11 protein-coding genes are annotated in these 12,679 nt (G+C 62.4%); 5 read left to right on the top strand and 6 right to left on the bottom strand.

Features of this window, described 5'->3' with window-relative positions; genetic code table 11:
- Positions 1–16 precede the first annotated feature (16 nt).
- The 4 genes from coaBC (at position 17) to ACXAG8_RS16255 (ending at position 5,071) form a co-directional block, all read left to right on the top strand.
- Complete coding sequence (coaBC, locus tag ACXAG8_RS16270) at positions 17–1,213, top strand: bifunctional phosphopantothenoylcysteine decarboxylase/phosphopantothenate--cysteine ligase CoaBC (RefSeq protein ID WP_475228956.1); 1,197 nt, start codon at positions 17–19, stop codon at positions 1,211–1,213.
- A gap of 15 nt (positions 1,214–1,228) precedes the next feature.
- A complete protein-coding gene (dut, locus tag ACXAG8_RS16265; RefSeq protein WP_475228948.1) occupies positions 1,229–1,684 on the top strand; it encodes a dUTP diphosphatase in 456 nt (151 codons plus the stop codon).
- Positions 1,684–2,733: a HesA/MoeB/ThiF family protein gene (locus tag ACXAG8_RS16260; RefSeq protein WP_475228941.1), complete on the top strand. Its 1,050-nt coding sequence runs from the start codon at positions 1,684–1,686 to the stop codon at positions 2,731–2,733. The genes dut and ACXAG8_RS16260 overlap by 1 nt, the downstream gene beginning before the upstream one ends.
- A gap of 322 nt (positions 2,734–3,055) precedes the next feature.
- Positions 3,056–5,071: a M3 family metallopeptidase gene (locus ACXAG8_RS16255; RefSeq protein ID WP_475228934.1), complete on the top strand. Its 2,016-nt coding sequence runs from the start codon at positions 3,056–3,058 to the stop codon at positions 5,069–5,071.
- Between the two features lie 3 nt (positions 5,072–5,074).
- Here ACXAG8_RS16255 and ACXAG8_RS16250 read toward each other — a convergent pair whose 3' ends face one another.
- The 6 genes from ACXAG8_RS16250 to ACXAG8_RS16225 are packed head-to-tail and all read right to left on the bottom strand — an operon-like array spanning position 5,075 to position 11,641.
- Positions 5,075–6,007 (bottom strand): 2-hydroxyacid dehydrogenase, encoded by a 933-nt coding sequence (locus ACXAG8_RS16250; RefSeq protein ID WP_475228927.1) that lies wholly within the window; start codon positions 6,005–6,007, stop codon positions 5,075–5,077.
- Positions 6,008–6,022: 15 nt separating this feature from the next.
- A complete protein-coding gene (rodA, locus tag ACXAG8_RS16245; RefSeq protein WP_475228920.1) occupies positions 6,023–7,162 on the bottom strand; it encodes a rod shape-determining protein RodA in 1,140 nt (379 codons plus the stop codon).
- The gene (gene mrdA, locus ACXAG8_RS16240) at positions 7,159–9,108 is read right to left on the bottom strand and encodes a penicillin-binding protein 2 (RefSeq protein ID WP_475228912.1); all 1,950 of its coding nucleotides are present in this window, start codon (positions 9,106–9,108) and stop codon (positions 7,159–7,161) included. Before mrdA ends, rodA begins: the two co-directional genes overlap by 4 nt.
- Positions 9,105–9,641: a rod shape-determining protein MreD gene (locus tag ACXAG8_RS16235; RefSeq protein WP_475228905.1), complete on the bottom strand. Its 537-nt coding sequence runs from the start codon at positions 9,639–9,641 to the stop codon at positions 9,105–9,107. The genes mrdA and ACXAG8_RS16235 overlap by 4 nt, the downstream gene beginning before the upstream one ends.
- On the bottom strand, positions 9,634–10,536 hold the full coding sequence (gene mreC, locus ACXAG8_RS16230) for a rod shape-determining protein MreC (RefSeq protein WP_475228900.1): 903 nt from the start codon (positions 10,534–10,536) through the stop codon (positions 9,634–9,636). Before mreC ends, ACXAG8_RS16235 begins: the two co-directional genes overlap by 8 nt.
- A 58-nt stretch (positions 10,537–10,594) precedes the next feature.
- Positions 10,595–11,641: a rod shape-determining protein gene (locus tag ACXAG8_RS16225; protein WP_039523195.1), complete on the bottom strand. Its 1,047-nt coding sequence runs from the start codon at positions 11,639–11,641 to the stop codon at positions 10,595–10,597.
- Positions 11,642–11,795: 154 nt separating this feature from the next.
- Here ACXAG8_RS16225 and ACXAG8_RS16220 point away from each other — a divergent pair, with 154 nt between their 5' ends.
- A complete protein-coding gene (locus ACXAG8_RS16220; RefSeq protein ID WP_475228896.1) occupies positions 11,796–12,581 on the top strand; it encodes a 23S rRNA (adenine(2030)-N(6))-methyltransferase RlmJ in 786 nt (261 codons plus the stop codon).
- The last annotated feature ends 98 nt before the right edge of the window (positions 12,582–12,679 follow it).

Below are 12,679 nucleotides of genomic sequence, written 5' to 3'. Positions count from 1 at the left end.
ACGGGAAGGGCTGAACATGCTGGCATCCAAACGTATTCTGCTGATCATCGGGGGCGGGATCGCGGCCTATAAGTCGCTGGACCTGATCCGCCGCCTGCAGGACCGCGGCGCGGTCGTCACCCCTGTGTTGACCCGCGCGGCCGAAGAATTCGTGACGCCGCTGTCTGTTTCGGCGCTGGCCGGTGAAAAGATATATCGCGACCTGTTCGACCTGACTGACGAGGCCGAGATGGGGCATATTCAGTTGTCGCGCTCTGCCGACCTGATCGTGGTTGCCCCGGCCACGGCCGACCTGATGGCCAAGATGGCCACGGGGCTGGCCAATGATCTGGCCTCAACCCTGTTGCTGGCCACCGACACACCGGTTCTTTGCGCCCCGGCGATGAATGTTCGCATGTGGGACCACCCGGCGACCCGACGCAACCTGGAACAGCTGCAGGCGGATGGTATCCGTTTTGTCGGCCCGAACGAAGGGGACATGGCCTGTGGCGAATACGGGCCGGGCCGCATGTCCGAACCGCTTGAGATCGTCGCCGCCGCCGAGGCTGCGCTGGGCCAGGGCCCGCTGCGCGGCAAGCGGGTTCTCGTGACATCCGGCCCGACGCACGAACCGATTGACCCGGTGCGCTATATCGCCAACCGATCTTCGGGCGCGCAAGGCGCCGCAGTCGCGCGGGCCTTGTCTGCGCTGGGGGCCGATGTGGTGTTTGTAACGGGTCCGGCGGATGTTCCCCCACCGCAAGGGGTTCAGGTGGTTCGGGTCGAAACCGCGCAACAGATGTCTGATGCGGTGGATGCCGCGCTGCCGGTCGATGCGGGTGTTTTTGCGGCGGCGGTCGCGGATTGGCGTGTTGCCAGCGCCTCGGACAGGAAGCTGAAGAAAAGCCGCGACGGCATGCCTGCGCTGGAATTTGCCGAAAACCCCGACATCCTGAAGCGGGTTTCCCAGTTGGCGGATGGTCGCCCTGCGCTGGTCGTCGGGTTTGCGGCCGAAACGGATGACGTGGTTGAACATGCCACCGCAAAACGTACGCGCAAGGGGTGTGACTGGATCGTGGCCAATGATGTCTCGCCAGGGACCGGGATCATGGGCGGTTCTGAAAACGCGGTGACACTGATCACGGAACAAGGTGCTGAAATCTGGCCGCGCATGGACAAACACGCCGTGGCCAAACGTCTGGCGCAACAGATCGCGGATGCGCTTGAGGACTAAGCAAGAGGAACAGAGATGGTTGCAATTCGTGTGATCCGCGAGGATGGCGCAGACCCGTCCATCGCCTTGCCGTCTTACGAAACCGCAGGGGCGGCGGGCGCAGATGTGCGGGCAAATCTGCCCGGCGGTGGCTCGGTCATGATCGCGCCCGGTCAGCGGGCCCTGGTGCCCACCGGTCTCAGGGTCGAAATCCCGCCCGGATATGAGGTCCAGGTCCGCCCCCGTTCGGGGCTTGCATTGAAACACGGGATTACCCTGCCCAACGCGCCGGGTACGATCGACAGCGATTATCGCGGGCCGTTGGGGGTGATCGTCCTGAATGCCGGGACCGAGATGTTCGAGGTTGCCCATGGGGACCGCATCGCGCAACTGGTTGTTGCCCCGGTGGTGCAGGCGGCGTTTGATCTGGTCGAGACTCTGGACACCACGCAGAGGGGCGCGGGCGGTTTCGGCTCGACGGGGCGCGGCTGATGCTGCTGGTATTCTGTCTTGCCGCCGCGCTGTGGGCCGGGGGGTATCTGGCTGGCGTGTCGCGCGCTGCGCGTGCGGCTGCGGTCGGCGTGCTGGTGCTGGGCGTCATAATCGCCCAAGCGGTCCTGCCCTTCGGGCATCCGCTGCGCGCGGCGACCGGCGGGTCTGCCGCCCTGTGGCTGATATTGGCTGGTACGGCGGTTCTTGTTCTGGTTTACGGATGGGGGCTGAAGGCCCTGCGCGCCCGCGCGGCCCGCGCCGCAACGCAGGAGCAAGCGATGCCATCCGATCAGTTTTCAGAAACCGAGCTTGAGCGCTATGCCCGCCACATCGTTTTGCGCGAACTGGGCGGGCCGGGCCAGAAACGGATGAAACAGGCCCGCGTTCTGGTTATCGGCGCGGGCGGGCTGGGCGCGCCCGCCCTGCAATACCTGGCGGCCGCCGGAGTGGGCACGATCGGCGTGATAGATGACGACGAGGTCGAGAATGCCAACCTGCAACGGCAGGTCATTCACCGGGATGCCGACATCGGCACGCCCAAAGTGTTTTCGGCGCAACGGGCCATGCAGGCCCAGAACCCCAACGTGACCGTCCTGCCCTATCACCGGCGCTTGACCAACGAAATCGCGGCAGAGCTTTTTGCCGATTTCGATATGGTTCTGGATGGGACCGACAATTTTGAAACCCGCTATCTTGCCAACCGGGCCGCCGCTGCCCTGGGCAAGCCGCTGATTTCGGGCGCCCTGTCGCAATGGGAAGGACAGTTGAGCGTTTTTGACCCGGCCAATGGCGCCCCCTGTTACCAGTGCATCTTTCCCCAGGCACCGGCACCCGGCCTTGCGCCCTCATGTGCCGAGGCGGGCGTGATCGGCCCTTTGCCGGGGGTGGTGGGGTCTATGATGGCCGTCGAGGCGATCAAGCTGATCACCGGCGCGGGTCAGGCCTTGCGCGGCGAGATGCTGATCTATGACGCGCTTTATGGTGAAAGCCGCAAGATCACCCTGTCGCGTCGCGCCGATTGTCCGGTTTGCGGCGAGACCGAGGAATAGCCCAGGCTGAACAGGTGCGACGCCTGCCGCGCGCAGAGGCGCCTACCCCGGCGCCTCATCCAGATCGGCAACCGTCGGGTTGGCTCGGCGCGTGTAGGTATACGGGCTGTCGGGTGTCAGATCATGGGCGGAAAATCCCGCGATATCGTCAGACAGAAAGGTCGCGCTCTTGTGAACTGGCGGGGCCGATGCCCGGGTCGCGGGGTCCGGGGTGGCACTGCTGACCTATCTGGCGATGTGCAAGTGCATTTGCATCGAATTGCTCTGCAGCACTGGACCATCGGTTTCAGGCTACATAGCTTGACCGACAAAGGAGACCTGAATGACCAATCCGATCCTGTCCAACTGGACCACGCCGTTTCAAATCGCGCCGTTCACCGAGATATCTGACGAGGACTTTTCGCCCGCGCTGGAACAGGCCATGCAGGCCCATGACAGCCAGATCCAAGCAATCGCAAACAATGCAGAGCCGCCGACATTCGCCAACACGATCGAGGCGCTGGAAACCGCGGGCGAGGCGTTGGACAAGGTTCTGTCCGTGTTCTTTACGGTTGCCGGGGCCGACAGCAACCCGGCGCGCGAGGCCTTGCAGCGTGACTTTTCCCCCAGGATATCGGCGCATTTCTCGGGCATCTCTTCGAACAAGGCGCTGTTTCAGCGGATCGCCGATTTATGGGACAGGCGTGACACGCTGGACCTGACGGATGAACAGGCGCGTGTGCTGTTGCTGACCCATCGCAGTTTCGTGCGGTCGGGCGCGGCCCTGCACGGGGCCGAGGACATGCGGATGCAAGAGATCAAGGCAAGGCTGGCATCCTTGGGAACCGCGTTCACGCAGAACCTGCTGGCAGACGAACGCGACTGGTTCATGGACCTGTCCGAAGACGATCTTGAGGGGCTGCCGGATTTCGTCATCGACGCCGCGCGCGCGGCCGGTGCGGAAAAGGGCGCGGCTGGTCCGGTGGTAACGCTCTCGCGGTCGCTGATCGTGCCGTTCCTGCAATTCTCTGCCAGGCGGGATTTGCGCGAAACGGCCTATCGCGCCTGGGCCGCGCGCGGGGCCAATGGCGGCAAGACCGACAACCGCGAAATCGCGGCTGAAATCCTTGCGCTGCGCGAGGAACGGGCAAAGCTGCTTGGATATGACAGCTTCGCCGCTTTCAAACTTGAAACGGAAATGGCCCGGACGCCGGACCGGGTGCGTGACCTGTTGATGCAAGTTTGGGAACCTGCCAGAGCGCGGGCGGACTCGGATGCCGAAATCCTGACCGGGCTGATGCAGGATGACGGGGTGAACGCCCCGCTTGAAGCCTGGGACTGGCGCTATTACGCCGAGAAACGCCGCAAGGCCGAACATGATCTGGATGAGGCCGCGCTGAAGCCTTACCTGCAACTGGACCGCATGATCGAGGCTGCGTTTTCCTGTGCCCATCGCCTGTTCGGGCTGGAATTCGCACCGTTGGATGTTTCCCTGTATCACCCCGACTGCCGCGCCTGGGAAGTCACGCGCAATGGCAAGCATGTTGCAGTATTCATCGGGGATTACTTTGCGCGCGGGTCCAAGCGCTCGGGGGCGTGGTGCAGCGCGATGCGGGCGCAGGCCAAGGTGCCGGCAGAGCAGGCGCCGGTCGTGATCAATGTGTGCAACTTTGCCAAGGGCGACCCGGCGCTGCTGTCCTATGACGACGCGCGGACCTTGTTTCACGAATTCGGTCACGCCCTGCATCAGATGCTGTCGAACGTGACTTATGAAAGCATATCAGGAACATCGGTCGCGCGGGATTTCGTGGAATTGCCCAGCCAGTTGTATGAACATTGGCTGGAGGTACCCGAAGTTCTGTCAGAATTCGCCACCCATGCCGAAACCGGCGAACCGATGCCGCCGCAGATGCTGGACAAGGTTCTGAAGGCCGCAAATTTCGACCAGGGTTTCCAGACGGTCGAATATGTTGCCTCGGCCCTGGTTGATCTGGCGTTCCATGACGGGGCGGCACCCGCCGATCCGATGGCCATGCAGGCCGAAATCCTGACCGATCTTGGAATGCCGCGGGCCATCGGCATGCGCCATGCAACACCGCATTTTGCACATGTCTTTGCAGGCGATGGGTATAGTTCGGGTTATTACAGCTATATGTGGTCCGAAGTTATGGATGCCGACGCCTTTGCGGCATTCGAAGAAGCAGGCGGAGCTTTCGACCCGGTAAAAGCCAAGGCGCTTGAGGAACACATCCTGTCCACCGGCGGCTCGCGCGAGGCGGAAGAGCTGTACCTTGCATTCCGCGGTCGCCTGCCGGGTGTCGATGCCCTGTTGAAAGGGCGTGGCCTGATCGCGGCCTGATCGTCAGTAACCACGCGCCCTGTCGACAAGGTGAACGAAGGGCGCACCGGTTTCGCCGCGACGAATGTTGTCACAGATTACCTGCGCCGCAGTTGCGGGGCGGGTTTCCGACGCGATATGCGGGGTGACGGTCACGTTGGGATGCGCCCAATACGGGTGATCGGGCGGCAGCGGTTCCACCCGGAATACGTCCAGCGTCGCATGGCTCACCTGTCCCAAGCTCAGCGCCTGTAACAGGGCGTCATCATCGATCAAGGGACCTCGTCCGGGGTTGATGATACGCGCGCCCTTGGGCAGCAGCGCCAGGGTGTCCGCGTTCAACGTGTTTTCTGTCTCGGCGGTGTCGGGCAGCAGCAAAATGACAATCTCGGCCGAGGAAAGCGCGGCGCGCAATCCTTCGGCGCCATGCTGGCAAACAACACCGGGAACGGTCTTGGGCGTTCGGCTCCAGCCTGTGACGTGAAACCCCAGGGCGGCCAGCGCCCGCGCCGAGGCCTCGCCCAACGTGCCCATCCCCAGAACGCAGACATGTCGCTGGGTGGCGAGCGGCGGCGCGTCCGGTGTCCAGACACCGTCCTGCACCGTGATATGTCGATCCATCCCGAGGTGATAGCGCAAGACATGCCCGACCACCCATTCGGTCATGCCCTGCGTCAGCCCGTGATCAACCATGCGCGCCAGCGGGACCGTCAGGGTTTTGTTGGTCGCAATGGTCTCGACCCCGGCCCAAAGGCTGAGCACGGCCTTGAGCCGGGTAAAGGGCGTGAAGTCCATCAGCCCGCTGTTTGGGGCGTAAACGACATAGTCGACATCGCCGGGCGCAATGTCCGTGGACAGGCAATAGTCCAGCCCGGCCTCGTCCAGCCCGCGCCGCAATAGCGGTTCATAAATCGGCCACAGGGCAGGGCGTGCCGAAAACAGGATATTCGCCGTCATTTCGAGCCTTTCGCGTCAGCGGGGGCGGTGGATATGGGCGCTTTGGACAATTCCGAACGCTGCCATCAGAACCAGCATCGCAGAACCGCCATAGCTGACCATGGGCAGGGGAACGCCCACAACCGGGGCCAGCCCCATCACCATCGACATGTTCACCGCAAAGAAAAGAAAGAAGTTCAGCGCGATGCCAAGCGTCACCAGTGACGAAAACCGGTCCTTTGTCGACAGCGCCGTGACCATGCAAAAGACCAGGATAAGCCCATAAAGCAGCAACAGCGTTATACCGCCGACAAAGCCGAATTCCTCGGCCAGGGTCGTAAAGATGAAGTCGGTGTGTTTTTCTGGCAGGAAATTCAGGCGCGACTGTGTGCCCTGCATGAACCCGCGCCCGTTCCACCCGCCAGACCCCAGCGCGATCTTGGATTGCGTAATATGGTATCCGGCGCCCAGCGGGTCGGTCGAGGGGTCCAGAAAGGTGTCGATGCGGCGGAACTGATAATCCTTGAGCAGTTGCCAATCCGTGCCACGGCTGTTGAAGACGGCGGATACCAACCCGATACCTGCGGCGATAACGGCTGCGAAATAGGCCCAGTGCACGCCGGCCAGAAACATCAGACCTCCGCCCGCTGCCAACAACAGGATCGACGTACCCAGATCCGGCTGGCGCAGCACCATGAAGGTCGGTATCAGGATCAACAGGACCGGGACGGTAACCCAAAGCGGTCTTGAGGTCTTGTGCGACGGAAGCCAGTCGTAATAGGCCGCCAGCAACATCACCAGGGTGACTTTCATCAGCTCTGACGGCTGCAGCCGCATGAACTTGAGGTCGATCCAGCGCTGCGCGCCCATGCCGACAGTGCCGAACAGTTCCACATAGACCAGCAGAAGGATCGAGATGATATAGGCCAGCACCGACATGTTGCGCCAGAACCAGATCGGCACCAGCGCCACGATGAACATGACCGCAAGGCCCAGCCCGAACCGTTCCATCTGCGGCTCTGCCCAGGGCATCCACGAACCGCCCGCGACCGAATACAGCATCAGGAACCCGGCGCTGGCCGCGCTGATCAGCAGCAGGGTCAGCGGCCAGTTCATATACAGAAACTTGCGAAATCCCGATGGCGTGGATTTGACGGCGTATTCAAGATAGCTCATGCGCGGTCCTTTTCGTCAGGACGCGCCTTGGGGCGGCGGTCGCCTTCCAGCTTTTTCTGCTGTTCCTTGATGCGTTCCCGATCGGCGACCGGATAGGCCTCAAGCGGCGGTGTGCCGTCATAAAGCGCCTGCAGCATGATGTCCCGCGCAATCGGGGCCGCGGCCTTGGAGCCGCCGCCGCCATGTTCGACAACCACCGCCACCGCGTATTTGGGGTTGTCATAAGGGGCAAAGCTGACGAACAGGGCGTGGTCGCGGCGTTCCCAGGGCAGGTCGGCGTTTCTGATCACGCCAGCCGCCCGTTCGGCCTTGGTGATGTTCCGGACCTGGCTAGTGCCGGTCTTGCCGGCCATCCGGAAATCGTCGGCAATGATCCGGCTGCGATAGGCCGTGCCGCGTCTGTCGTTGGACACCGCGAACATCGCCTTGCGCACTTGTTCCAGGTTGTACGGGTTCACGTCCAAGGGCTCGCCCGCGCCGGATGGCTGTTCGATCCCGTTGACCGACCGTACAAGCCGGGGTGACACTGCACGCCCTGTTGCAATCCGGGCGGTCATGACCGCCAGTTGCAGCGGCGACGCCAGCATGAACCCCTGACCGATCGAGGCGTTGGCCGTGTCGCCCACCAGCCAGTCCTGCCCGTGTACGCGCTGTTTCCATTCCTGGTTCGGTGCCAGACCGGCGGCCACGGCCGACATCGGTATGTCATGCTTGACCCCAAGCCCGAAGATGCGCGCCATATCCGAGATCTTGTCGATCCCTGTGCGCAGCGCCACGTCATAGTAGTAGACGTCGCAACTGCGCTTGAGCGACAATTGCAAATCAACCGTCCCGTGACCGCCCCGTTTCCAACAGTGGAAACGACGACTGCCGACCTTCAGGTGGCCCGGACAGTAAACCGTGTTGGACGGCCCGATCACACCGGCCTCAAGCGCCGCCATCGCGGTAATCATCTTGAAGGTCGAGCCGGGCGGATAGGTGCCTTGCACCGTCTTGTTCGCCAAGGGCCGGTACTTGTCCTGGGTCAGGGCCCTGTAATCGGCCACCGAGATCCCGCGCACAAACAGGTTGGGGTCGAAACTGGGGGCCGAGCTGATTGCACGGATGTCGCCGGTTTCACAATCAATCACCACGGCTGCGGCGCTTTCGCCTTCCAGGCGGGCCTGGGCGTATTGCTGCAGATCGGCATCGACGGACAATTGCAGGTCCGACCCTGCCTGCCCTTCTCGGCGGTCCAGTTCGCGCATGACGCGACCGGTGGCATTGACTTCGACCCGTTTGGCACCGGCCTTGCCGCGCAATGAGGTTTCCTGTTTGGCTTCCAGCCCGACCTTGCCGATCTGAAACCGTGGTATGCGCAGAACGGGCTCGGGGTCTTCGATCTGGCTCAGGTCATAGTCGCTGACCGGGCCGACATAGCCGACCACATGGGCAAAATCCTCATAACGGGGATACTGGCGGGTCAGCCCGACTTCGGGGGTGACGCCGGGCAGGGCCGGGGCGTTGACCGCCACCTTCGAGATGTCCTCCCATGTGACCTGATCCGCAAGCGTCACCGGCAAGAACGGGGCCGAGCGCCGGATTTCGGTGCGCGCCCGTTCAATCTCGGCCCCGTTCAACGGGATCAGTTCGGAGAGTTTGCCGATAACCTTGTCCAGATCACCGGCATCCTCGGGCACGACAACGATGCGGTACGAGGGCGAGTTCTGGCCGATGATTTGCCCGTTCCGGTCATAAATCTGGCCGCGTTTGGGCGGAATAAGACGGATATTGATCCGGTTTTCTTCGGCCAGCAGGCGGTATTGGTCGGCCTGTTCGACCTGCATGAACCGCATCCGCGCCGCCAGCCCGCCGATAAAGGCGGCCTGAAGTCCGCCCAGCACCAGGGCGCGTCGCGGCAGGCGCTTATAGGCAAGACCCAGAGATTTTGGCTTGCGTGGTTTCATGCGCGTACTCCGACCGTGCTGGCATCTGCGGCGGAAATGCGCCGCACACCCAGAACGCTTTGGCTAAAGCCTACTACAGCGGGATAGATCGCGATGGTCAAAATCAGTTGAACAAGGACCGGGCCAAGAGCTGCTTGCTGCACGGAAAAGACTGACAGGAACACGCGGTTCAGAACAAAGACCGCAGCCGTTACGGCAGCAACCGAGCTCCATTCAGCCAGAAACCCGATGTCGCGCATGCTTGGCGCGGCCGAGCGCAGATAGGACGTCCCCAGCACAACCAGCGCGGCCAGCAGGCCCGGCGGGCGCTGCAGCAGAAGGTCTGACATCAGCATGACCATGGCAACCACCAGTATGGGAACATAGTCGGGCCTGCGCAAAACCCAGGCAAAGGTCAGCGCGATCATTGCATCCGGGAACGGCCAGCGATCCGGTTGGGTGTTCAATGGCAGCAGGTGCAGGAACACCACGGCAAAGGCCAGCAAGACGTAGGTGCCCCGCATCAGCCACAGGTATGAAGCCGCCTTATCCATCGTCGGGCTCTTCGGGCGTCAGGAAAGCTTCGGGTCGGGGCGGGCCGACGATATTGCCGGGGTCCTGTATCGCGGGCGCGGACTGATAGCGCAGGACGCGCAGGAATTCGAGTCGTTCGAAATCGGCAGACAACCGCACCCGCAGCCGTCCGCCGGGGTCGGTGCTGACCTGCCCGATCAACAGCCCGGCCGGAAACACGCCGCCATCGCCCGAGGTGATGACACGGTCGCCAGGGCGGACCAGTTCGCGGTTTTCCAGAAACTCGATAACCGGCGCTGCGGTGTTGTCCCCGGCTATCAGGGCGGTCTGCCCCGAGGGTTGGATGGTCGCCGGTATCGCGCTTGAGGCATCGGTCATCAGAATGACGCGCGCGGTTTCGGCCCCGACGCCGGAAATACGTCCGACAAGCCCGATCCCGTCCATCGCGGCCCAGCCATCCACGATCCCGTCCCGTTGACCAACGTTAAGCAGGACGGATTGGCGGAACGGTGACCCGCTGTCGGCCATCACGACGCCGGTTATGTAGGTCAAGCGCGGGTCCAGGCGCACGTTGTTGAGGTCCAGCAAGCGCGCATTTTCCTGTTCAAGCTGCAAGGCGGCTTCTTTCCAGGCGCGCATTCGGCGCAATTCGCTGCGCAATTCCTGGTTCTGTTCGCTCAGGCGTTGATAGCTTTGGAAGTCGCGGACCAGGTTGACGGTCGCGGTCACCGGCACCATGGCCCAGTCCATGGACGGCACCACCGCATCCACGACTTGGGCGCGGAACCGTTCGACGCGCGGGCTGTCGATGCGCCAGACCAGAAAGATGCCCATTAGGCACAGCACCACGATCCCCATGAACAAGCGGCGCAGGGGGGTCGTGTAGTCATCGCGCTGTGATCGGTCTTTTGCCACAGGTTACCTTCCCGTGCTGCCCGCGCCGACATTATCCTAACCCCGAAGGGTGCGCGCCTTAGCTTTCGTAGTCAATCGCGTGGCGCAGCTGCTTTTCGTATTCCAACGCCTTGCCGGTCCCCAACGCCACACAGTTGAGGCTTTCGTCGGCAATCGAAACGGCCAGCCCTGTCTGTTCGCGCAGCGCCAGGTCCAGATCGCCCAGCAGCGCGCCGCCACCGGTCAGCATGACGCCGCGGTCAACAATATCTGCCGCCAGGTCGGGGGGCGTGGTTTCCAGCGCGGTCATCACCGCCTCGCAAATCTGCTGGACGGGTTCCGACAGCGCCTCGGCCACCTGGGCCTGGCTGATCTCGATTTCTTTGGGAACACCGTTCAGCAGGTCGCGCCCGCGGATATGCATCGACTGGCCACGGCCATCGTCGGGCATACGGGCGGTGCCGATGGTGGTCTTGATCCGCTCGGCGGTGGATTCGCCGACCAGCAGGTTCTGCTGACGGCGCAGGTACGAGATGATGGCCTCGTCCATACGGTCGCCACCCACGCGGACCGAGCGGGCATAGACGATGTCGCCCAGCGACAGAACCGCGACCTCGGTCGTTCCGCCGCCGATATCGACGACCATGTTACCGGTCGGATCGGTGATCGGCATGCCAGCGCCAATGGCCGCAGCGATGGGTTCGGCAATCAAACCGGCACGACGCGCGCCCGCTGACAGAACCGACTGGCGGATCGCACGTTTTTCAACGGGGGTCGCGCCGTGGGGCACGCAGACGATGATTTTCGGCTTTGAGAAGGTCGAGCGTTTGTGCACCTTGCGGATGAAGTGTTTGATCATCTCTTCGGCGGTGTCGAAGTCGGCAATCACGCCTTCGCGCATCGGACGGATCGCTTCGATGGACCCCGGCGTCCGACCCAGCATCAGCTTGGCGTCTTCGCCAACGGCCAGAACTTTTTTCACGCCGTCCTTGACGTGATAGGCCACCACGGAAGGTTCCGACAGGATCACACCGCGCCCCTTGACATAAACCAGCGTGTTCGCCGTTCCGAGGTCGATAGCCATATCCGCCGTGAACAGGCCGCCCAGATTGCCAAAGATGCCCATATCTTACTGATCCCGTTTGTCAGAATTTCCACTGCCCGCGACTCGACGGTTCCGGGACGGATGCCTTATAGGGTGCCATCTCGCCCGGTTAAAGGGCTGATTCCGCGACAATCAGCACCTTTCCGCCTTATTGATAAAGACTTTAGAAGGCAACATGCTCTCATATCAACATATTTACCACGCCGGGAATCTGGCCGATGTGCAAAAGCACGCTTTGTTGGCGTGGGTGCTGGGCTACTTGACCCAAAAGGACAAGCCGATCAGCTATGTTGAAACCCATTCCGGGCGGGGTCTTTACCAGTTGGACGCGGATGAGGCCATGCGCACCGGCGAAGCCGCGGCAGGTATCCGGCGGGCACAGCGTGAGGGGTGGTTCGGGCCAAAACACCCGATGGCGCGGGTGTTGCAGTCGGTGCAGGCGCGCCATGGCGCGATGGCCTATCCCGGCTCGCCGCTGATTGCGGCAAACCTGCTGCGGGATCAGGACAGCCTGCATTTCGCCGAATTGCATCCACAGGAATTTGCTGCGCTTTCTTTGGCGCTGTCGCCTTTCGGGGCCAGGGTGTACCGGCAAGATGGGTTTGAACTGGCGCAGTCCTTGCTGCCACCGACGCCCCGCCGCGGGATGCTGCTGATTGATCCCAGCTATGAGGTGAAGGCCGATTACGACCGGCTGCCCGGAGCGATTGCCAAGCTGCATCGCAAATGGAATGTCGGGGTGATCGCGCTTTGGTATCCGATCCTGACCGACAATCGCCACGTTACGATGATCGCAGCGCTGAAAGCGGCAAATTATCCAAAGGCGGTCTGTCACGAGGTCCGCTTTGCCCCCGCGCGCGAAGGTCACCGGATGGTGGGATCGGGCATGTTCGTGATCAACGCGCCATTTGGCATCGAAGACGAGATGGGCCGTTTGTCAAAGCTGTTTGCCAAACTCTGACAGCAGGTCCTGACAATTGCCAAAAGGCTCCCGCTTTGTTTGCCAGCATCAGAGATGCTGTCAAACAAATTGGGCCGGGCAGCGCGCCGCAGGCGCGC

Source organism: Ruegeria sp. ABD4_443 (assembly GCF_056160865.1).
The sequence above is the reverse complement of the archived record's forward strand: the minus strand, read 5'-3'. Positions and strand labels throughout refer to the sequence as shown.